Below are 20,664 nucleotides of genomic sequence, written 5' to 3' on the forward strand. Positions count from 1 at the left end.
TTCGGGGGGCGGCCCGGCGACGGGCCGCCCCTTCGCTTTTCGGGGGCGCCGCGAGAGCTTGACGTCGGGGCCCGCCTCGCCCATCTGCCCGCGTCCCCCCAAGGGAGAACCGCGCCATGTCCCGTCCCGTCCCCGCCGAGTGGGCCCCGCACCGGGCCATGTGGCTGGGCTTTCCCAGCCACGAAGACCTCTGGGAGGACAACCTCGTCCCCGCCCAGGAGGAGGTGGAGGCCCTGGCCCGGGCCCTGGCCGGCCCCGGCGGCGAGCGCGTGCGCCTGATGACCGGGACCCCGGAGGGCGACGCGGAGGCCCGCCGGCGCCTGGGCGGCGTCGCCGGCGTCGACATCGTCGCCGGCCGCTTCGGCGATGTCTGGCTGCGGGACACCGGCCCCATCTTCCTCGGTTCCGACGCCGCCGCCGGCTTCCGGTTCAACGGCTGGGGCGGAAAGTACGATCTGCCCCATGACGACGAGGTCGCCGACCAGATCGCCTCGGTGGCCGGAGTCGACCTCCTGCGCAGCGACGCCATCCTCGAGGGGGGCGCCCTCGACCATGACGGGGAGGGGACGATCCTCACCACCCGCCAGTGCCTCCTGAACCCCAACCGGAACCCGGGCTGGACCGAGGCGGAGGCCGAGGCGGCCCTCGCCCGGGACCTCGGGGCCCGCAAGGTCCTCTGGCTTGGCGAAGGCCTGCAGAACGACCACACGGACGGCCACGTGGACAACCTTGCCCGCTTCGTCGCCCCCGGCGTCGTGGTCTGCCCCGTGGGCTTCGGCGCCGGGGACCCCAACGGCGAGGTCTATGACGCCGCCGCCCGGACCCTGTCGGGGATGACGGACGCGGCGGGCCGCCCCCTGCGCGTGATTCGGATCCCCTCGCCGGGCTGGATCGAGGTTGATGGCGTCGGCGGCGCCCCGGCCAGCCACATGAACTTCATCATCGCCAACCGCGCGGTGATCTTGCCCGTCTACGGCGAGGGCATGGCCGCCCGCCTGGCCGCCCAGGGCCTCGCCGAGGCCTTCCCTGGGCGTGAGGTCATTTCCCTGCCGTCCCACGCCCTCCTGACCGGCGGCGGGTCCTTCCACTGCATCTCCCAGCAGGAGCCGGCCTGATGCCCCGCACCCTCACCGTCGCCGCCCTGCAGTCCGCCTATGGCGCGGACCGGGACGCCAACATCGCCCGCACCGCCGACCTGATCCGCGAGGCGGCCAGCCGGGGCGCCCAGGTCATCCTGCCGTCGGAGCTCTTCCAGGGCCCCTATTTCTGCGTCGCCCAGGAGGAGCGCTGGTTCGGGCAGGCCCATCCCTGGCGCGAGCACCCCTGTGTTACCGCCCTGGCGCCCCTCGCCGCCGAGCTGGGCGTGGTCCTGCCCATCTCGATCTTCGAGCGCGAGGGCCCGCATTACTTCAACAGCCTGGTCATGGTGGACGCCGACGGCTCCCTCCTCGGCCTCTACCGCAAGAGCCACATCCCGGACGGCCCCGGCTACATGGAGAAGTACTATTGCCGGCCTGGCGACACGGGCTTCCGGGTCTGGGACACCCGCTTCGGCCGCATCGGGGCCGGGATCTGCTGGGACCAGTGGTACCCGGAGTGCGCGCGGGCCATGACCCTGATGGGGGCCGAGGTCCTGCTCTATCCCACGGCGATCGGTTCCGAGCCTCATGATGCGAGCCTCGACACGGCCGCGCCATGGCGCAGGGCCATGCAGGGCCACGCCGTCTCCAACGTCATCCCCGTCGTTGGCGCCAACCGCACCGGCTTCGAGCCGTGGGAAGGTTATCCCGGCGGAGGCCAGGGCTTCTACGGCTCCAGCTTTATCGCCGACCACAGGGGAGACCTCCTGGCGGACATGGGCCGTGACGAGGAGGGCGTGGCTGTCGCCAGCTTCGATCTTGACTTCCTCGCCGGCCACCGGGCCGCCTGGGGCTTCTTCCGGGATCGGCGCACCGACCTCTACGGATCGCTGGTCCAGCCGAGGCCGGCGTGATCGAGACCGAGCGGCTGGTCCTGAGGCCCTGGCGGGACGAGGACAGGGCGGCCTTCGCCGCGATCAACGCCGATCCCCGCGTCCATGACTGGCTGGGCGGGCCCATCCCGCCCCAGGCGACCGACGCCATGGTCGACCGGATCAACGCCGCCATGGCGGCGAACGGCTTCAGCTTCTGGGCGGCGGAGCACCGGGCGGACGGCCGCCTGGCCGGCATGATCGGCCTGTCGCGCGTGGGGGAGGGCGACCTGCCCGTGGGCCCCTGCGTAGAGATCGGCTGGCGGCTCCACCCGGACTTCTGGGGTCATGGACTGGCCAGCGAAGGCGCGAAGGCGGCGCTCGACTGGGGCTTCGGCCCCGGCGGCCTTGCCGAGATCATCGCTTTCACGGCGCAGACCAACCTGGCCTCCCAGGCGGTCATGCGCCGGATCGGGATGACCCCCGACCCGGCGTGGGACTTCGACCACCCCCGGCTGGCCCCGGACCATCCCCTGCGCCGCCACGTGGTCTGGACGGCTCGCTCATAGTTCCTACCCCAACGGGCAGGTGGACCGCGAAGCCGGCCGGAGGGGGTCTGCGAGGGTGCAGGCGCACCCCCGCCGCCTAGCGGAGGACTGTCAGGCCGTTGCGGATGACGGTGACGTTGCGGGCCTTCACACGGGCCTCGAACGAGATGTTCTTGCCGTCCTTCCAGATGTCGACCGTGATCAGGTCCCCGGGGAAGACCGGCGAGGAAAACCGGGCCTGATGGGAATAGATCTGATCAGGATCAAACCCGGTCACCTCCTGGAGCACGGCGCGGCAGGTGATGCTGTAGGTGCAAAGCCCGTGCAGGATCGGCCGGTCGAAGCCCGCCTTTCTGGCGACGCCGGGGTCGGAGTGCAGGGGGTTGCGATCGCCATTCAGGCGATAGAGCAGGGCCTGGTCCTCGCGGGTGGCGAAGTCCACGGAGATGTCCGGCGCCCGGGTGGGCACAGCGTGGGGCTCGGGGGCGCCCTCCGAGGGACCGCCGAAGCCACCGTCGCCCCGGGCGAAGGTGGAGCCGGTGAGGGTGGCGACCTTCTCGCCCTTTTCATCCGTCCAGACGGTCTCGTTGATGATCACCGCGCCCTTGCCCTCGCCCTTGTCATAGGCGCCGATCGTGCGGCCCTCGGCGGTAAAGGTCCCGCTGGTCGGGAGGGGCCTGTGCAGCTCGACCTTTTGTTCGCCATGGACAACCATCAGGAAGTTGATCTGGCTGGGCCGGTGGCCGGGCGGCATTTCCGGGGCGGGCCCCGCTGCGCCCCGGAGAGCAGAGGCCAGCACGGTGGCGGCTGTCGGGACGACCTTCAGGCCCTTCTCATAGACGAAGGCCAGCTCGGTCTCGTTCATCGGGTCCTGCCCCAGGCCGATGCCAAGGGCGTACAACATCACGTCCTTGTCGCCATACGAGAAGGTCCTCGGCGCCGTGCGCTGCTGAAGGATGTCTGGAAAAAAGATGGCCATGAAATCGTTTCCTCTCCAAAGGCGGTTAGGCCGCCCCTCGTTATGGTTCGATTGAAGCGGGTACCTTCCTCGGGCGCAAGCCGCCGACACTCCGATTTGCCGCCCATCCTGCAATCGGCTAGAAGCGGCGTCCTTCGTCCCGGCGGTCCCGGCCGCCGTGCGTCTCAGACCCTCGCCCTCCAGACCCAAGGCACTCCATGGCGACCCCCACTCAGATCAACCGCGGCGGCCAGATCTCCGGCACCGTCCTGTTCTACAACAAGCCGGAGCCGCTTTCGCCCGAGCTGCACAAGGGAATGGGCGTCAATCGCCTGGATGGCCCCTTTGGCTTCGCCCGGACCGGTCACGCCGTGCCGCTGACGGTGACGGAGTTCAGCATCGCCTGCCTGACCTTCCCGATCATCTTCGTCGGTGAGGACAAGACCCCTCTGGCGGTCATGGGCCTGAATGCCGAGCAGAACATGTTCCTGCGGGATGACGGCCTGTTCGATCCGGGCATTTATGTCCCGGCCTATATCCGTCGCTATCCCTTCGTCTTCGCCAATGACGACGTGGCCAAGCAGTCCATCCTCTGCATCGATCGCTCCGCGGAGTTCATCGTCGAAGGCGGCGACCTGCCCTTTTTCAACGAGGACGGCTCGCCCAGCGAGTACACCCAGAACTGCATCGAGTTCTGCAACAACTACGAGGTGGAGCGCCAGAAGACCCTGGCCTTCGTCCAGCTGCTCAAGGACCTCGACCTGTTCGAGGTCAAGAAGGCCACCCACACCCCGGTCAATCCCGACGGCACGGCGGGCGAGCCCCAGCAGATCGCCGAGTATTTTGGCATCTCGGAGGAAAAGCTGAACGCCCTTCCCCACGACAAGCTGGCGGAACTTCGCGACAACGGCGCCCTCCAGCAGATCTACGCCCATATCATCAGCCTGTTCGGCTGGGACCGCCTGATCGCGCTGCAGATCTACAAGCTCTCCGAAGCCCAGGCGAACTCCGTTGCTGGGGCCTAAGGTTCCGCCGGGAGCCCGCTAGCGCGAGAAGACGCTGCGGGTCAGGCAGGAGAAGACCAGCCGGCCCGCCTCGTCCAGCAGGTCATGCTGAGCGATGACGATGCCCTTGCCGTCGCCTACGGGGTCCTTGCCCATGATGGTCATGCGCCCCCGCAGGACTTCCCCGGCCGGCGGGTTCCGGACCCAGCGCAGGGCGTCAACGCCCAGCCGCTTGGTCTGTGGCCAGCCTACGGCGGAAATGGCGTCGAGGCGGCTCCATATCGCGAAGACCATGGAGTCCGGGGCCCCCCGTTCGACGGGCCAGCCCGGAGCGAAGGCCTCGGTAAACGCCTCGAGGGCGCGGGCGTCGACCCTGACCTCTCCAAGTGTCGTCACCTGCCCGATCTCTATCTCGTCAAACCTGCCCGGCACGCGCGGGTCTCCCTTTCTCGGTTTCCGCTCCGGACGATCATGAGGCGGACTGCGCCCTGAATCGAGCCCTTGCGTCACGTCCGGGCCGATTGCCTTGCGCCCCCCGGGGGCCATATTAGGCGCGCTCCCGGTCCGTGCGACTGTCTGGAAGGCCATCTGGGGAACGCATGCTCAAGAGACTGCTTGCCGGCCTGGCGGCCCTGGTCGCCCTCGGGGTCATGCCGATGTCCGCGTCCGCGGTCGCCGGGCCTGTCCGGACAGGGCACCTGACCGCCGAGCTGGTCGCGGCCACAGAAGGCGCGCGCGCCGGCGGCGAGTTCCAGCTCGCCCTGCGACAGGCCATCGACAAGGGCTGGCATACGTACTGGCGGAACTCCGGAGACTCCGGCGCTCCGACGGAGCTGAGCTGGACCCTGCCCGCCGGCTGGACCGCGAGCGAGATCGTCTGGGCGCCGCCCTCGCGCAAGCCCATCGGGCCGCTGATGAACTACGGCTATTCGGGCGAGGTGCTCCTGCCGGTCGCTGTCCGGGTTCCCGCCTCGGCGCCGGCTGGCCAGACGGTCACGCTCAGGGTCAAGGCCGCCTTCCTGGTCTGTTCGGACATCTGCATTCCGGAGGACGCGGATCTCTCCCTCGATGTGAAGGTGGTGGCAGGGGATCCGGCGCCTGACGCCACCTGGGGGCCCCGGATCCAGGCCGCCCTCGACGCCGCTCCAAGACCGGGTCAGGTGCAGGCGGTCCTGAACTCGGGGCCCGAGGGCCTGAAGGTCGCAGCCGCCGGCGCCGCGATCGCCGGCGGAACCGCACGCGACGCCTACTTCTTTCCCTATGCGGCGGCGGTGATCGACCATGCCGCGCCCCAGGCCCTGGATCGCGGGCCCGAGGGGCTGACCCTGACCCTGAAGACTGCTCCGGGTGCGACGGCGCCGGCGACGCTGGCGGGCGTGCTGGCGGTCGACGGACGGTTCTACGAGATCGAGGCCTCGCCCGGCGCAGCGCCGGCCGGCGCCTCCGGCCTGGGCCCGCCGCCCGCCGCAAAGGCGCCGCAGGGCGGGGCCGGTGGGCTCGCGGGCGCCATCCTGTTCGCCTTTGTGGGCGGTCTGATCCTGAACCTCATGCCCTGCGTCTTCCCGGTGCTCGCCATGAAGGCGGCCTCCCTGGCGGGCCATGGCCATGACCGGGCGGCCGCGCGGGCTCAGGGCCTGGCCTTCCTCGCCGGGGTGATGGCCACCTTCCTCGGGCTGGCCGCCCTGCTGCTGGCGGTCCGGGCCGGCGGCGAGGCGGTGGGCTGGGGCTTCCAGCTTCAGTCCCCTCCTGTGGTTGCGGGCCTCGCCCTCCTCATGCTGGCGGTCGGGCTGAACATGTCCGGGCTCTTCGGGATCGGCTCCTCCCTCCAGGGGATCGGCGCTGGCGCAGCCTCCCAGGGCGGCGGGCTCGGAGCCTTCCTGACCGGGGCCCTCGCCGTCGTCGTCGCCGCGCCCTGCACCGCGCCCTTCATGGCGCCCGCCCTCGGCTGGGCCATGACCCAGCCGGCGGCCCTGTCACTGGCCGTCTTCGCCGGCCTCGGCCTGGGCTTCGCCGCCCCCTTCACCCTGGCCGCCCTCGCGCCCGGCGTCCTGTCGCGCCTGCCCCGACCCGGTCCCTGGATGGATACTTTCCGCAAGGTCCTGGCCTTCCCGATGTACGGGGCGGCCGCCTGGCTGGCCTGGGTGCTGGCGGTGCAGGCGGGCCCGGACCTCCTGGCCCGGCTCCTCGCGGCCGGCGTCGCCCTGTCCTTCGCCTGCTGGCTGGCGGGCCTCGCCCAGAGGCGTTCCCTCCTCGGCCAGCCGGCCCGGGCGCTTGGCGTCGTCGCCCTGGGCGTCGCCGTCCTGTCTGTCGCCGCGGCGGTATGGCCCACCCCGGCGCAGGCCGTGGCGGAGGGGTCCGCGCCGTCTGGAACCGACGCCTCTGGCCTGGCCTACGAGACCTACACGCCAGAGCGCCTCGCCGCCCTGCGCGCCGAGGGCAGGGCGGTGTTCGTCAACTACACCGCCGCCTGGTGCGTCACCTGCCAGGTCAACGAGCGCGTCGCCTTCTCCACCCGTACGGCGGCGGAGGCCTTCGCAGTGTCCGGGACGGTCTACCTTAAGGCCGACTGGACCCGGCGGGACGCCGTCATCGCCGAGGACCTGGCCCGGTTCGGAAGGGCCGGGGTGCCCCTTTACCTCGTCTATCCCGCCGGCGGGGGCGATCCCGAGGTCCTGCCCCAGCTCCTGACGCCGGATATGGTCGCCCGCGCGGTCAAGGCCGCAGCCGACGGATGACTGACGCTGAAGACGCCTGGGCGGCCCTCGAGGCCGCCGTTCGCGCCGACCCGTCCCTGCGGCGGTTGTTCGAGCTTGAGCCCGACCGGGCCGCGCGCCTGACCTTCGAGGCCTGCGGCCTCGTCCTGGACCTGTCCAAGCAGCCCTGGTCCGCCGCTGGCTTCGCCCGGGCCGTCGACCTCGCCCGGGCCTCGGGCGTGGAGGCCCTCCGGCAGGCCCTTTTCGCTGGCGAGACCGTCAACGCCTCGGAGGGACGGGCGGTCCTGCACATGGCCCTGCGCGCGCCGGGCGCGCGGGCCTGGCGCGCCGCGGGCCAGCCCGTGGCGGAGGGCGTTGCGGCCGGGCTTGCGCGGATGCTGGCCTTCGCCGGCGACGTCCGCGCGGCTGGCGAGATCCAGGCTGTCCTGCATATCGGCATCGGAGGATCCGACCTCGGCCCCCGCCTGGTCTGGGAGGCCCTGGCCCCCGTCGCGCCGGAGATCGACCTGCGCTTCGCCGCCAACGTCGATCCCTCCGAGATCACCGCCGCCCTCGCCGGGCTGGACCCCGCCCGGACCCTGGTGGTGATTGCCTCCAAGACCTTCACCACCCAGGAGACCCTGTTCAACGCCCGCGCCGCGCGGGCCTGGCTGGACCAGGCGCCCGGCGCCGGGGACCGGCTGGTCGCGGTCACGGCCGCACCGGAGGCCGCCGCCGCCTTCGGGGTCGACCCGTCAAGGGTCTTCCCCTTCGCAGACTGGGTGGGCGGCAGGTTCTCGCTGTGGTCCGCGGTGGGCCTGTCCTGCGCCATCGCCCTTGGGCCCGACGCCTTCGAAGGGCTCCTGCGGGGGGCGGCGGAGATGGATGACCACTTCCTCGGGGCGCCGCTCGAAGGGAACCTGCCGGTGGTCCTGGCCCTGTCCCACGTCCTGAACCGCGATCTCCTCGGCCGGCCCGCCCGCGCCGTGGTTCCCTACGCCCGCCGGCTGAGGCTCCTGCCCGCCTTTCTGCAGCAGCTGGAGATGGAGTCCAACGGCAAGCGGGTCGGGCGCGACGGCCGGCCCGTCCCGTGGCCCACGGCCGGCGTCGTCTTCGGCGATGCGGGCACCAACGGCCAGCACGCCTTCTTCCAGGCCCTGCACCAGGGGACGGACGTGATCCCCCTCGACATCCTCGCCGTACGCCAGCCGGTGGAGGGGGACCCCGCCGCCCACCGCGCCCTGCTGGCCAACGCCATCGCCCAGGCCGAGGCCCTGATGGCCGGGCGGACGCAGGCCGAGGCCCTGGCGGTCGCCGGGGGCGATCCTGTCCTCGCCGCCCAGAAGGCCTTTCCCGGCGACCGGCCCTCAGGCTTCTTCCTGCTGGAGCGCCTCGACCCGCCGACCCTCGGCGCCCTCCTGGCCCTTTTCGAGCACAAGGTCTTCGTCGAGGGCGTCCTGTGGGGGGTCAACAGCTTCGACCAGTGGGGTGTCGAGCTGGGCAAGGTCCTGGCCGCGCGCATCCTTCCCGAGCTGGAGGGCGGGCCGGCGGGCGCCCACGACGCCTCCACGGCCGCCCTCGTCGCCCGCCTCCGCGCCCCCTGAGCCCTGCGAGGGTTTACGCCCGCCCGCCCTGGGCTAGAGTGAAGCGAAGGGGACCGCAAGCGCCCCCGCCGGAGGAGACCAAGGGCCCATGCATCTCGCCGACCACGCGCGCCTGACCCCTGACAAGCCGGCCCTGATCTCGGCCGATACCGGCCGGATCGTAACCTTCGCCCAGCTGGACGAGCGCTCGCTGCGGATGGCCAACCTGTTCCGCGAGCGGGGCCTGAAGCGCGGCGACCATGTCGCCCTGCTGATGGAGAACAACCTCGCCTTCATGGACGCGGTCTGGGCCTGCTTCCGCTCGGGGCTCTACATCACCACCATCAACCGCTACCTGCCGCCGGACGAGGCCGCCTACATCGTCAATGACTGCGGCGCGAAGGTCCTGATCAGCTCCTTCGCCAAGCGGGAGACCGCCGAGGGTCTGGCCGACCTCATCCCCGCCTGCCCGATCCGCCTGATGGTCGACGGCGTCATTCCGGGCTGGGAGTCCTACGAGGCGGCCTGCGACGGCGCCTCGGCCGCCCCCCTCGACCGGGAGTGGATGGGCGACTCCATGCTTTACAGCTCGGGCACCACGGGCCGGCCCAAGGGCATATTGCGCCCCCTCCCGGAGGCGAGCCCCGCCGAGGCCTTCGCCCTGCGCCAGCAGGCCAACCGCTACGCCTTCGGCCCCGACACCGTCTATCTGTCGCCGGCGCCGCTCTACCACGCCGCTCCACTCGCCTACGTCGTCACGGTCCAGTCCTTTGGCGGTACGGTGGTGATGATGGAGCGCTTCGACGCCGAGCGGTCACTGGAGCTGATCCAGGACTACCGGGTCACCCACTCCCAGTGGGTGCCCACCATGTTCGTACGCATGCTCAAGCTGCCGGAGGAGGTCCGCAGGGCGTTCGACGTCTCCAGCCTGCAGGTCGCCATCCACGCCGCCGCCCCCTGCCCGGTGGAGGTCAAGCGCCAGATGATCGACTGGTGGGGGCCCGTCCTCTACGAGTACTACGCCGGCACCGAGGGATCAGGCTCTACCTTCATCGACAGCGAGGACTGGCTGAAGCATCCCGGTTCGGTAGGCCGGGCGGCGGTCGGCGTCCTGCACGTCTGCGACGAGGAGGGGAGCGAACTGCCCCCTGGCGAGACCGGCCTGATCTACTTCGAGCGGGAAATCCCGACCTTCGAGTACCATAACGACCCGGAGAAGACGCGCTCGGCCCGGCACCCCAAGCACCCGAACTGGAACGCCCTGGGCGACGTCGGCTACCTCGACGAGGAGGGCTATCTCTACCTCACCGACCGCAAGGCCTTCATGATCATCTCGGGCGGGGTGAACATCTATCCCCAGGCCATCGAGGACGCCCTGATCACCCATCCCAAGGTCGCCGACGTCGCGGTCTTCGGGGTGCCCGACCCGGAGATGGGCGAGGCGGTGAAGGCGGTGATCGAGCCGGCTCCGGGTGTGGCGCCCTCCGAGGATCTCGCCGCCGAGCTCATGACCTACGCCCGCGAGCACCTGGCTCACTACATGGCCCCGCGCTCCATCGACTTCATCGAGGAAATGCCGCGACTGCCCACGGGCAAGCTCTACAAGCGCATCCTCCGCGACGCCTACTGGCAGGGCGACCGCAAGATCTGAACAGGACGGGAAGGAACACCATGCAGGACCTCGCGGGAAAGACCGTCTTCATCACTGGCGGGGCCTCGGGGCTCGGCCTCGCCATGGCCCACGCCTTCGGCGCCGCCGGCATGAACGTCATGCTCGCCGACATTGAGACAGAGCCCCTGGCCCGGGCCGTCGCGGAGCTGGAGGCGCGGCAGGTGAAGGTCGCCGCCGTCCAGTGCGACGTCACCGACCGCGCCGCCCTGGTGGCCGCCGCCCGGGAGACGGTGTCCGCCTTCGGCAAGGTCCATGTCCTGTGCAACAACGCCGGCGTCGGGGCTGGCGGCGCCGTGGACGAGATGAAGCCCGCCGACTGGGACTGGACCTTCCAGGTCAACCTGATGGGCGTGATCTACGGCTTCGAGGCCTTCCTGCCTCACATCCGCGCCCACGGCGCGGGCGGGGCCATCATCAACACCGCCTCCATGGCGGGCCACATGTCGCCGCCGGGCATGGAGGCCTATAGCGCCTCCAAGTTCGCCGTGGTGGCCCTCACCGAGGGCTGGGCGGCCCAGCTGGCGCCCGAGAACATCCAGGTCCAGGTGCTGTGCCCGGGGTTTGTGCGCACCCGGATCAACCAGTCGGGCCGCAACCGCCCGGCCAGGTTCGGCGGCCCGCAGGTGCGCGAGATCGTCCCCGACGACCGGGTGGCCAACGGCATCGACCCCGCCCGGGTCGGCGCCCGGGTGCTGGAGGCCCTGCAGGCCGGAGACCTCTACATCTTCACCCATCCGGACATGCGGCCCTTCGTCCAGATGCGCTTCGCCGGGATCATGGAGGGCTTTGACTCCGCCGACCGAAGCCAGGCCCTCAAGGGCATGGACTACCGCACCCCGGACCTCGACCTCCTGCCCTGAGGCGCGGGGTCCCGCCGGCCTCCGGGGCTGGACGATCCCGCGGCGATGGGCTAGGGACCCGGCCCATGTTCCGTCAGGTTCACCATCACGCCCCCCACCATCCGACCTGCGAAAGCGGGAGCGGGCGGGTGCGTTCGGCCTGATCGAACCTCCGGCGCCGGCCCCCGCGCAATGCGGACGGGGCCGGCCGGCGGCTCCGTCCCTGGCCAACCAAGGGATAGGACCATGAGCACCCCCAATACATCGACAGACCCAGCGGAGGCGTCACGCCCCGAGGCCCGCGCGCCCCGCGGCTTCGTTGACCGCCGCGCCCGCGACCTGGCCGCAGAGCGCCGGATCCTGGCCCGGGTCTCCGAGGTCTATGAGCGCTATGGCTTCGAGGCCCTCGACACCGGCGCCCTCGAGTACGCCGACGCCCTGGGCAAGTTCCTGCCCGACGCCGACCGTCCCAACGAAGGCGTCTTCGCTCTGCAGGACGACGACGACCAGTGGATGGCCCTGCGCTACGACCTCACCGCGCCCCTGGCCCGCTTTGTCGCCCAGAACCGCGAGGGCCTGACCCGGCCCTTCCGGCGCTACGCCTACGGCCCGGTCTGGCGCAACGAGAAGCCCGGCCCGGGGCGTTTCCGCGAGTTCACCCAGTGCGACGCCGACACGGTGGGTTCGGCCCGGCCCGAGGCCGACGCGGAGATCATCGCCATGGCCGCCGAGGGCCTGGCCGCCGCCGGCCTGCCAGAGGGCGGCTATGTCCTGCGCATCAACAACCGGCGCCTGCTCAACGGCCTGCTCGACCGGGCCGGCGTGGCGGACGAGGGCCAGAAGCTGGCCGTCCTGCGGGCCGTCGACAAGCTGGACAGGCTGGGCCCGGAGGGCGTCCGCCTCCTCCTCGGCGAGGGCCGGAAGGACGAGTCCGGGGCCTTCACCCGCGGGGCCGGGCTCACGCCCTCGGCGGCCGAGTCCGTCCTGGCCTTCACCGCCGCGGGGGCGGGCGACCGGGCCGAGACCCTGCGCCGGATCGCCGCGGTGATCGGCGGCTCGGCCGAGGGCGACGCCGGGCTCGAGGAGCTGGCGGGCATTGACCGGGCCCTCGCCGGCATGGGTGTGGGCGCCGACCGGGCGGTCTTCGATCCCTCCGTGGTCCGGGGGCTGGAGTACTACACCGGCGCCGTCTTCGAGGCTGAGCTGCGCCTCGAGACCCTGGACGAGAAGGGCCAGCCGGCCCGGTTCGGCTCGGTGGGCGGTGGCGGCCGCTATGATGACCTGATCGCCCGCTTCACAGGAGAGCGCACCCCCGCCACCGGCTTCTCCTTCGGCGTCTCGCGCCTCGCCGCCGCCCTTCGCGCCGCGGGCCGGGACCTGGGCCGGGAGGCGAGGGGGCCTGTCGTGATCATCGCCTTCTCGCCGGACGACATGGCCGCCTACTTCGCCGTGGCCGCCGAACTGCGGGCCGCCGGGATCGCCGCCGAGGTCTATCTCGGCGCTTCCGGGATGAAGGCCCAGATGAAGTACGCCGACCGCCGTCTGTCTCCCGCCGCCGTCATCCTGGGGGGTGACGAGATCGCCGCCGGGACGGTCACCATCAAGGACCTCGACCTCGGCCGGGCCCTCGCCTCCGACGTCACGGACAACGCCGCCTGGCGGGCCGAACGCCCGGGCCAGCAGACCGTCCCCCGCGACCAGTTGGTCGGCGTGGTCCGGCGCATCCTGGGGGACGCGCCATGATCCAGACCCCGGCTCTTCCGCAAGCCCGGCTCGAGGCGATCCGCACGCCTTTTCGGGAGACCGGAGCGGACTGGGTGCAACCCCCGGTCCTTCAGCCCCTGTCCTTGATCCTTGACCTGGCGGGAGAGGCCCTCCGCTCTCAGCTCTTCGTGCTTCAGGCGGCGGGTGGGGAAGAACTCTGCCTTCGCCCGGACCTCACCACGCCCGTGGCACGGCTGCACCTTGCGTCCGGTGCGGCGACCCGGGACTACGCCTATGAGGGGCTTGTCTTCCGGGCCTCCGCGCATGAACCTCAGGAGGTGCTGCAGATCGGCATAGAGAGGTTCGCGCCAGAGGCCGATCGGGTCTCGGCCGACGCGGATCTGGTGGACCTGATCTGGCGCGCCGCGATGGGCGGGGGGCGGCGGGACCTGTCGCTAAGGCTGGGTGATGCGGGTCTCTTTCGCGCCTTTGTAGAGTCCCTCGCCCTGAGCCCGGTCCAGACTTCCCGGCTGGTGCGGATGGCCGCCCGACCCAGCCAGATGGCCGCAGAGCTGGCCGGAGCGGGCGAGTCGGCCCTCCCGCGGGAGGAAGAGGCTGTGATTGCAAGGCGGCTCGGCGCCCTTCCGCCAGAGGAGGCTGCGGCCCTTCTGGAGGAAATCTGGAGCCTCTCAGGCATCACCCCGGTGGGAGGGCGAGGTGCGATGGAGATCGCCGCCCGGCTTATCCGCCGCTCCGAGTCCGCCCTGGCGCCCGCCCTCTCTCAGGGCGAGGCGGACGCTGTCCGAGCTTTCCTGGCGGTTCGGGACACGCCCCGGGAAGCCCTGAAGCAGATCGCCCGGCTGGCGCCAGGCGCAGGGACCCTGCAGGCGCGACTCACCGACTGGGCGCGCCGACTGGACAGGATCGAGGCGGCGTCCGCCGGCCTTGCCGCCACTGTTTTCGAGGCCGCGCCCCGAGGCGATTTCGCCTATTACGACGGCCTGGTCGTCGAGGTCCTCTCTGACGCCCTGGGCCCCGATCGCCCCCTTGCCGCCGGCGGGCGGTACGACGGTCTTCCCGCCCGCCTCTCAGGGGCGCCGTGGACCGGATCGGCTCTGGGCGGGATGGTCCTGCCCGGACGAGCCATCCTGGAGGCGGGACAATGAACGAGCCGCTGATCTTCGCCATTCCCTCAAAGGGGCGATTGAAGGAGCAGGTCGAGTCCTGGCTCGAGGACTGTGGCCTCGGCCTCGACATGAGCGGGGGAGAGCGGGGCTACCGGGCCCGCCTTCGCGGTGTCGACGGCGTCCAGGTCCGGCTCTTGTCCGCCAGCGACATCGCCTCCGCCCTGGTGGCCGGTGAGGCGCATCTTGGAATCACGGGCGAGGACCTTCTGCGGGAACAGGGCGCGGAGGCGGCTGCGTCCGCCCTGCTGCTGCGGGCTCTTGGCTTCGGCCGGGCGGACCTGGTCGTCGCCGCGCCCCGCAGCTGGCTGGATGTCTCGACGCTCGCCGACCTGGAGGAGGTCGCCCATGAGCGCCTGGTCCGAACTGGCCGCCGGCTGCGGGTGGCCACAAAGTACCTTGTCCAGACCCGTGAGTTCTTCGCCCGCCACGGAGTGACGGACTATCGGATCGTGGAGTCCGGCGGCGCCACTGAGGGGGCGCCGGCTGCAGGCGTCGCCGATGTGGTGGTGGACATCACCACCACCGGAGCGACCCTGCGGGCCAATGACCTGAAGATCCTTCGTGACGGGATCATTCTCCGGAGCCAGGCTCAGCTGACGGCCGCCCTGCGGGCGCGATGGACGCCGGAAGGGCTGGTTGCGGCGGAATCGCTGGTCAGGATCGTCGAGGCCAGGGCCGCGGCCCACGCCTCCGCGACACTCATCTGGCCGGGTGGCGATTCGGACCCTATCCTTCCTGACCTGGAGGCTCTCGGGGCCGTACGCCGGCCGAATGGTCTCCTGGCTCCGGTCGATCTGGTGGCCCGTGTTGCGGCCCGACTGACGGCCGCGGGGCGCGGGCCCGTCACGGCCTCACGCCCCGACTTCGTCTTCGAGACGGCCTGCCCGCCGATCGAGCGGCTGCGCAGCGCCCTGCAACTTATTTGACGGAAGTGTCAGGATTTTTACCTGCATCTGCAAGATTGGACGCACGATCAAACCGCTTGTTGACAGTGCCGGGCATTTGCCCTCAATTCTTGTCCTGCGAGAGACATGGCGGCCATTGAACCGTCAATCTCCGGCGTTTCGGGGAGGAAACGCCCTCTTCAATTCCAAGGCCGAAGGCCGAGACAACCCGCCGGGAGGCGGGTTGTTTTTTGAATCCGGCGGAACTTTGACAAAGCCGTCAAATCCATTTCAGCGGCGACAAGGGCGGGCGCCAATCCCCGCCAGAGCCTGCTCCTGCAGGCCTGATTCGCCTGGGCGAAGGGCGCCGGATGGCGGAAGTGACATCGTATGACCCGTCCCGGCGTCGTCATCGCAGGCGCAGGACCCGCCGGACTCATGGCCGCTGAGATCCTCGCCCGAGGCGGGGCGAAGGTGACCGTCCATGACCGCATGCCCAGCCCCGCCCGTCGCCTTCTGATGGCGGGTCGCGGCGGTCTGAACCTCACCCACTCCGAGCCCATCACCGACATGATCGGGCGCTACAGCGCGCGGTCGGACAGGATCGCGCCATTCCTGGAGGCGTTCCCGCCCGCCGCCCTTCGCGACTGGGCCGAGGGACTGGGCCAGGCGACCTTTGTCGGCACCAGCGGTCGGGTCTTTCCACGTGCCCTCAAGGCCTCTCCCCTGGTGCGGGCGTGGCTGACGCGTCTGGACGATCTCGGGGTCGAAATCCGGCTCCGCTCGACCTGGACCGGGTGGGATCCGGACGGGCGTCCACGATTCCGTGGGCCTGATGGGGTCGAGGTTGGCCACGCCGCCGACGCCCTGCTCCTTGCACTCGGGGGCGCCAGCTGGCCCCGCCTGGGGGCGGACGGCGGATGGACGGACCTGCTGGCTGCCGCTGGCGTCCCGCCTGCACCCCTCCGCCCAGCCAACTGTGGATTCGTCGCCGACCTGTCGCCGGCCTTCGCCGCCCGTCATGCCGGCGCCCCCCTGAAGGCCGTGGAGATCCGGTTCGGCGAGGCCACTGCGCGGGGAGATGTGGTTCTGACGCGTCGGGGTCTGGAGGGCGGGGCGATCTACGCCCTCTCCGCCCGCCTCCGGGACGCTGTCGAGTCGACAGGCGAGGCCCGGGTGTCCATTGATCTGCGGCCCGACCGGAGTATCGACGACCTGGCGGATCGGATCGCCCGCCAGCCACGAAAGGCCAGTCTGGCGACGCGACTGCGCAAGGCCCTGTCCCTTTCGCCCGCTGCGATCGCCCTGCTGCGCGACGCAGGCCCACCCCCGGCGGATCCCCTGGCCCTGGCCCGCAAGATCAAGTCCACCCCTCTGCGCCTTGTGGCGACCTCCGGTCTTGAGCGCGCCATCTCGACGGCGGGCGGCGTCCGGTTCGAAGACCTTGACCCTGGCCTCCAGCTCCGGGCGAGGCCCGGGGTCTGGGTCGCCGGAGAGATGATCGACTGGGAGGCGCCGACCGGGGGCTATCTCCTGCAGGCGGTCTTCGCCACCGGCGTCCGCGCCGCCCGGAACATTCTCGACCGGGCGGGCTGAGGCGTCACCAGATCCGGGCCCTCTGGTCCTCAGGCAGGTGCATGGCGTCGCCCGGCTTGACCCCGAAGGCTTCGTGGAAGGCGTCGATATTCCGGACCGGCAGGTTCACACGCGCCTGGGGCGGCGAATGCGGCCCTGTGGTCAGTTGCTGGCGCGCACGATCATCGCGCAGCTTGGTCCGCCAGACCTGGGCCCAGCCGTAGAACACCCTCTGGTCGCCCGTCAGGCCGTCGATCACCGGCGCGGGGGCGCCCTTCAGGGAGGCGCGGTAGCCGTCAAGCGCCAGCAGGATTCCGCCGAGGTCTGCGATGTTCTCGCCCATGGTGAGGTCGCCCTTGATGAAGACGCCTGGCAGGGCCTCGAAGCCCGAGTACTGTGCGCCCAGCTTCGCGGACTCGGCCTTGAACCGTTCGGCGTCCTGCGGCGTCCACCAGTCGTTCAGGCGACCGTCACCGTCGGATTTGCGGCCCTGGTCATCGAAACCGTGGGTGATCTCGTGTCCGATCACCCCGCCGATGGCTCCGTAGTTGATCGCCATGTCGGCCTTGGGATCGAAGAAGGGCGGTTGCAGGATGCCGGCGGGGAAGACGATGACATTGCGGGTCGAGGAGTAGTAGGCGTTCACGGTCGCCGGGGTCATGGACCATTCCCGTCGGTCGACGGGTCTGTCCAGGCGGGTGACGAGGCGGTTCCAGTCCCACTCCCGGGCCCGCGAGACGTCTCCGAAGAGATCCCCCGGTGTCATCCGGAGCCCGGAATAGTCCCGCCAGACCTCGGGGTAACCGATCATGACGCTGAACTTCGACATCTTTTCCAGGGCGCGGGCGCGGGTCTCCGCGCCCATCCAGGAGACCCCCTCGATCCGCCTGCGCATGGCGGCCTTGATGTCGGCCACCAGGCTTTCCATCAGGGCTTTGGACTCCGGCGGGAAATAGGCGGCCACGTAGTCCCGCCCCAGGGCCTCGCCGAGCTGGTCGTCAACCAGGGCGACCGCCCGCTTCCAGCGCGGCTGCTGCTCCTGCTGCCCGGTCAGCACCTTGCCCCGGAAGTCGAAGTTCGCATTGTCGAATGCCGGCGCGATGTAAGGGGCCGCCTCGTCGGTGAGGCTGAGAGCCATGTAGGCTTTAAGGGTCGCCAGAGGGGTTTCCGCGAAGATCTTGGCGATTTCCGGAAAGGCCTCCTGCTCGCGCAGGATCAGGCGAGGCACGCGGGAGAGGCCTGCGCCCTCCAGGTAGTCGGACCATGGAAAGCCGGGCGCGAGGCGGGCCAGTTCCCTCGGCGTCGCGGGATTGTAGGTGCGATCCCGATTCCGGCGCTGGGCGTTAGTCCAGGAAGCCTTCGCGATCTTCGTCTCGAACGCGAGGATAGCGTCCGCCGAGGCGCCCGGATCAGGCCAGCCGGCAAGCGTCAGAAGCCGCTCCACATAGGCCTGGTATTCGGCGCGTTGACGCTCGAAGCGGGGCTCGAGATAGTAATCCCGGTCCGGCAGGTTGAGGCCCGCCTGGCCCAGATACACGGCGTAGGCCTGCGGATTTCGGGCGTCATCGAAGATGGCGGCCGAAAAGACCGAGCCTCCGAATCCCTTGGCCGAGCGGCCCATGAGCCGGGCGATCTCCCGATGGGTGCGCGTCCGGCGGATCTCTTCCAGGCCGGGCTCGATCGGCTTGGCGCCCAGTTCGGCGATCCTGGCCTCGTCCATGTAGTTCCGATAGAGGATCGCCAGCCGCGCCCGGTCCTCCGAGGGCGCGGGATCCGCCACGGCCCTCTCCAGGACGGCGCGCATGCGTTGCGCGGAAAGCTCCCGCAGCATGTCGAAGGCCCCGAAGCTGGACCGGTCGGCGGGAATCTCCAGCCCGTCCAGATAGACGCCGTTGGCATGGCGGAAGAAGTCTTCCGAGGCCGGGGTGGCTGGATCCCGGCCCGACAGGTCAAAGCCCCAGGCCCCCATTCGCGGCGCGGAGAGATCCGCGGCGGCGGCGGGCAGAGCCACCGCAAGGGCGAGAGCTGCGAAGAGAGGGCGGGCGAGGGTCACAGACAACTCCGGGCGATGACGAAGACCGAAGCCAGATTGGCGCCTGAGCCCGGAGTTATCACGCAGATTCTGAACCGTCTGGACCCGAAGCTACAGTCCGCCGGTGGCAGACGCCCCGCCGCGGCGACTGCACCGGGGTCTCGCACCTGACGCGCCCTTGAGCCATAGTCGCGATCGAGGGGGAGACCATGGCTTTTCCGGCGCCCGGCGAGTTCAAGGATGTCGTGCTGTTTCTTGCGACAGCCGGGATCGTCGTGCCCGTTTTCCGGCGGTGGAAGGTCAGCCCGATCCTGGGGTTTCTCGTTGCGGGCGTCGTTCTGGGGCCCTCGGGGCTTGGCGCCCTGGCGTCCCATTTCCCCTGGGCGGCGGAAGTCACGATTGATTCGCCGGAAGACCTTGGACAGCTCGGCGAACTCGGCGTCGTCTTTCTCATGTTCATGATCGGCCTGGAGCTGTCGTGGGTCCGGCTCTGGCTCATGCGCCGCTATGTCTTCGGACTCGGCGTCCTGCAGGTGCTCGGCTGCGGCCTGATCGTTGCGCTCATCACCCACGCCTTCGGAGCATCAGTCACCACCGCCGCCGCAGTCGGCGCGGCCATGGCCCTGTCCTCGACGGCGGTGGTCATGCCTATCCTGACAGAGAACCGGAGGCAGCACGTCCAGGCTGGACGGATCACATTCGCGGTGCTGCTGTTCCAGGATCTCGCAGTAGCCCCCATCCTCATCACCCTCGCCGTCCTCGGACGGGAGGGAGGCGGCGAGACCCTGTCTGCTGAAAGCCTTCTCAGCTTCGCGCCCGCCGCCCTGGCCGTTGCGGCCCTGCTCGTCTTCGGCCGTTTTCTCCTGCGTCCGATGATGCGCTCGGTGGCGCGGGCCCGGAGCGAGGAACTGTTTGTCGCCGCCTGCCTTCTGGTGGTCATTGGCTCGGGATTGCTGGCCGCCGTGGCCGGGCTTTCCATGGCGCTTGGCGCCTTCGTCGCCGGCCTGCTCCTCGCCGAGACGGAGTTCCGGCACCAGGTTGAACAGGTGATCGAGCCCTTCAAGGGGCTGCTGCTCGGGCTTTTCTTCCTGGCGGTGGGCGCGGGCCTGGACGTCGGCCTGCTCCTTCGCGAGCCCCTGCAGATCCTGGGCGTGACCTTCGGGCTGATGGCGATCAATGCGGCCTTGATCTTTGGTCTCGCGAGGGCGTTCGGCCTCACCTCGCGGTCGGCGGCGGAGGCCGCTCTCCTTCTGGCGGCCAGCGGCGAGTTCGCCTTCGTCATTCTGGCCTCCGCCATGGACAAGGGCTTGGTCCCGGAGGACCTTGGCCAGAGTCTGCTGGTGTCCGCGACCGTCTCGATGATGTGTATTCCCGCCCTCGCCGCCCTGGGCCTTCGCGTTGCGGGTCGGGCGACGGCGGGGGTTTCGGAGGCGACCACCGGAGCCGCCCGCGCGCCCGAGGGGCGCGTGCTCATTGTCGGCTTCGGGCGGGTCGGCCGCCTGGTGGGGGAAATGCTTGACCGGCACGGGGTTCCCTGGGCGGCCGTCGATATGGACGCAGGGGTGGTTGAGCGGGGCCGCCGCAGCGGCCGGAACCTCTATTTCGGCGACGCCTCCCGCCCTGGGTTCCTGCAGCGCTGCGGTCTCGATACGGCGAGGGCGCTCGTCATCACCGCCGATTCAAACGGAGACGGCGGCGGGGGCGTCGAGGCTCTGGTGGCCCTGGCCCGGGACCAGAGAGCAGACATCGTCATTGTCGCCCGCGCGCGAGACAGCCAGGAGGCCCTGAGGCTCTACGATCTTGGCGTGAGCGATGCGGTGCCGGAAACCATCGAGGCCAGTCTTCAGCTATCCGAGGCGGTGCTCGTCGGCGTCGGCGTCCCGGCCGGGCCAGTGATCGCCTCGATTCACGAACGGCGCGATGAGTTCCGCCGGGAACTGAACCGGGGGGACGGATTTCTCGCCAAGACCAGTCCCGAGGGCGGCTGAAGGCCGAGGCGAGCGCTGGAGCTTGCCTCGGACGTGCGGACCGAAT

General features: G+C 70.4%; 16 protein-coding genes. 13 read left to right on the plus strand and 3 right to left on the minus strand.

Going from position 1 to position 20,664, the window contains the following annotated elements; all coding sequences use genetic code 11:
• The first annotated feature begins 116 nt into the window (after positions 1-116).
• From INE98_RS03085 to INE98_RS03095, 3 genes are read left to right on the plus strand one after another with little or no spacing between them, the layout of a single operon-like run.
• On the plus strand, positions 117-1,115 hold the full coding sequence (locus tag INE98_RS03085) for an agmatine deiminase family protein (RefSeq protein ID WP_293536474.1): 999 nt from the start codon (positions 117-119) through the stop codon (positions 1,113-1,115).
• Positions 1,115-1,993 carry an N-carbamoylputrescine amidase gene (gene aguB / locus INE98_RS03090; RefSeq protein WP_293536476.1) on the plus strand — a complete coding sequence of 293 codons (879 nt, stop codon included), beginning with the start codon at positions 1,115-1,117 and terminating at the stop codon, positions 1,991-1,993. Before INE98_RS03085 ends, aguB begins: the two co-directional genes overlap by 1 nt.
• Positions 1,990-2,520 carry a GNAT family N-acetyltransferase gene (locus INE98_RS03095; RefSeq protein ID WP_293536477.1) on the plus strand — a complete coding sequence of 177 codons (531 nt, stop codon included), beginning with the start codon at positions 1,990-1,992 and terminating at the stop codon, positions 2,518-2,520. The genes aguB and INE98_RS03095 overlap by 4 nt, the downstream gene beginning before the upstream one ends.
• A 76-nt stretch (positions 2,521-2,596) precedes the next feature.
• Here the strand turns inward: INE98_RS03095 and INE98_RS03100 are convergent, their stop codons facing one another.
• Positions 2,597-3,478, minus strand: coding sequence for a MaoC/PaaZ C-terminal domain-containing protein (locus tag INE98_RS03100; RefSeq protein WP_293536478.1), 882 nt, complete (start codon positions 3,476-3,478; stop codon positions 2,597-2,599).
• A gap of 197 nt (positions 3,479-3,675) precedes the next feature.
• On the opposite strand from INE98_RS03100, the gene INE98_RS03105 reads away from it, so the two are divergent.
• Positions 3,676-4,482 carry a SapC family protein gene (locus INE98_RS03105; RefSeq protein WP_293536480.1) on the plus strand — a complete coding sequence of 269 codons (807 nt, stop codon included), beginning with the start codon at positions 3,676-3,678 and terminating at the stop codon, positions 4,480-4,482.
• 18 nt (positions 4,483-4,500) lie between these two features.
• Here the strand turns inward: INE98_RS03105 and INE98_RS03110 are convergent, their stop codons facing one another.
• Positions 4,501-4,893 carry an acyl dehydratase gene (locus tag INE98_RS03110; RefSeq protein ID WP_293536482.1) on the minus strand — a complete coding sequence of 131 codons (393 nt, stop codon included), beginning with the start codon at positions 4,891-4,893 and terminating at the stop codon, positions 4,501-4,503.
• A 167-nt stretch (positions 4,894-5,060) separates the two neighbouring features.
• Between INE98_RS03110 and INE98_RS03115 the strand changes: the two genes are divergently transcribed.
• The 8 genes from INE98_RS03115 to INE98_RS03150 all read left to right on the plus strand — a co-directional run bounded on the left by INE98_RS03115 (position 5,061) and on the right by INE98_RS03150 (position 16,619).
• Positions 5,061-7,196 carry a protein-disulfide reductase DsbD gene (locus INE98_RS03115; protein ID WP_293536484.1) on the plus strand — a complete coding sequence of 712 codons (2,136 nt, stop codon included), beginning with the start codon at positions 5,061-5,063 and terminating at the stop codon, positions 7,194-7,196.
• A complete protein-coding gene (gene pgi / locus INE98_RS03120; protein ID WP_293536486.1) occupies positions 7,193-8,758 on the plus strand; it encodes a glucose-6-phosphate isomerase in 1,566 nt (521 codons plus the stop codon). Before INE98_RS03115 ends, pgi begins: the two co-directional genes overlap by 4 nt.
• Before the next feature lie 88 nt (positions 8,759-8,846).
• A complete protein-coding gene (locus INE98_RS03125; protein WP_293536487.1) occupies positions 8,847-10,388 on the plus strand; it encodes an acyl-CoA synthetase in 1,542 nt (513 codons plus the stop codon).
• 20 nt (positions 10,389-10,408) lie between these two features.
• Complete coding sequence (locus INE98_RS03130) at positions 10,409-11,269, plus strand: SDR family NAD(P)-dependent oxidoreductase (protein ID WP_293536489.1); 861 nt, start codon at positions 10,409-10,411, stop codon at positions 11,267-11,269.
• A 225-nt stretch (positions 11,270-11,494) separates the two neighbouring features.
• Positions 11,495-12,991: a histidine--tRNA ligase gene (hisS, locus tag INE98_RS03135; RefSeq protein WP_293536491.1), complete on the plus strand. Its 1,497-nt coding sequence runs from the start codon at positions 11,495-11,497 to the stop codon at positions 12,989-12,991.
• Entirely contained in the window at positions 12,988-14,118 is a 1,131-nt protein-coding gene (locus INE98_RS03140) for an ATP phosphoribosyltransferase regulatory subunit (protein ID WP_293536493.1), read from the plus strand. The genes hisS and INE98_RS03140 overlap by 4 nt, the downstream gene beginning before the upstream one ends.
• Positions 14,115-15,065: an ATP phosphoribosyltransferase gene (gene hisG, locus INE98_RS03145; protein WP_293536495.1), complete on the plus strand. Its 951-nt coding sequence runs from the start codon at positions 14,115-14,117 to the stop codon at positions 15,063-15,065. The genes INE98_RS03140 and hisG overlap by 4 nt, the downstream gene beginning before the upstream one ends.
• Positions 15,066-15,413: 348 nt before the next feature.
• Positions 15,414-16,619, plus strand: coding sequence for a TIGR03862 family flavoprotein (locus INE98_RS03150; RefSeq protein ID WP_293536497.1), 1,206 nt, complete (start codon positions 15,414-15,416; stop codon positions 16,617-16,619).
• A 4-nt stretch (positions 16,620-16,623) separates the two neighbouring features.
• Here INE98_RS03150 and INE98_RS03155 read toward each other — a convergent pair whose 3' ends face one another.
• Positions 16,624-18,651, minus strand: coding sequence for a M13 family metallopeptidase (locus tag INE98_RS03155; RefSeq protein WP_293536499.1), 2,028 nt, complete (start codon positions 18,649-18,651; stop codon positions 16,624-16,626).
• 188 nt (positions 18,652-18,839) lie between these two features.
• Here INE98_RS03155 and INE98_RS03160 point away from each other — a divergent pair, with 188 nt between their 5' ends.
• Entirely contained in the window at positions 18,840-20,618 is a 1,779-nt protein-coding gene (locus INE98_RS03160) for a cation:proton antiporter (RefSeq protein WP_293536501.1), read from the plus strand.
• Positions 20,619-20,664: the final 46 nt, after the last annotated feature.

It is taken from the genome of Phenylobacterium sp., from assembly GCF_020253645.1.
Lineage (GTDB): Bacteria > Pseudomonadota > Alphaproteobacteria > Caulobacterales > Caulobacteraceae > Phenylobacterium.

Excerpts from the sequence above, each read along its gene's own strand:
- INE98_RS03085 (WP_293536474.1), top strand. The coding sequence starts at position 117 with ATGTCCCGTCCCGTCCCCGCCGAGTGGGCCCCGCACCGGGCCATGTGG.
- aguB (WP_293536476.1), top strand. The coding sequence starts at position 1,115 with ATGCCCCGCACCCTCACCGTCGCCGCCCTGCAGTCCGCCTATGGCGCG.
- INE98_RS03100 (WP_293536478.1), bottom strand. The coding sequence starts at position 3,478 with ATGGCCATCTTTTTTCCAGACATCCTTCAGCAGCGCACGGCGCCGAGG.
- INE98_RS03105 (WP_293536480.1), top strand. The coding sequence starts at position 3,676 with ATGGCGACCCCCACTCAGATCAACCGCGGCGGCCAGATCTCCGGCACC.
- INE98_RS03115 (WP_293536484.1), top strand. The coding sequence starts at position 5,061 with ATGCTCAAGAGACTGCTTGCCGGCCTGGCGGCCCTGGTCGCCCTCGGG.
- pgi (WP_293536486.1), top strand. The coding sequence starts at position 7,193 with ATGACTGACGCTGAAGACGCCTGGGCGGCCCTCGAGGCCGCCGTTCGC.
- INE98_RS03125 (WP_293536487.1), top strand. The coding sequence starts at position 8,847 with ATGCATCTCGCCGACCACGCGCGCCTGACCCCTGACAAGCCGGCCCTG.
- INE98_RS03130 (WP_293536489.1), top strand. The coding sequence starts at position 10,409 with ATGCAGGACCTCGCGGGAAAGACCGTCTTCATCACTGGCGGGGCCTCG.
- hisS (WP_293536491.1), top strand. The coding sequence starts at position 11,495 with ATGAGCACCCCCAATACATCGACAGACCCAGCGGAGGCGTCACGCCCC.
- INE98_RS03140 (WP_293536493.1), top strand. The coding sequence starts at position 12,988 with ATGATCCAGACCCCGGCTCTTCCGCAAGCCCGGCTCGAGGCGATCCGC.
- hisG (WP_293536495.1), top strand. The coding sequence starts at position 14,115 with ATGAACGAGCCGCTGATCTTCGCCATTCCCTCAAAGGGGCGATTGAAG.
- INE98_RS03150 (WP_293536497.1), top strand. The coding sequence starts at position 15,414 with ATGACCCGTCCCGGCGTCGTCATCGCAGGCGCAGGACCCGCCGGACTC.
- INE98_RS03160 (WP_293536501.1), top strand. The coding sequence starts at position 18,840 with ATGGCTTTTCCGGCGCCCGGCGAGTTCAAGGATGTCGTGCTGTTTCTT.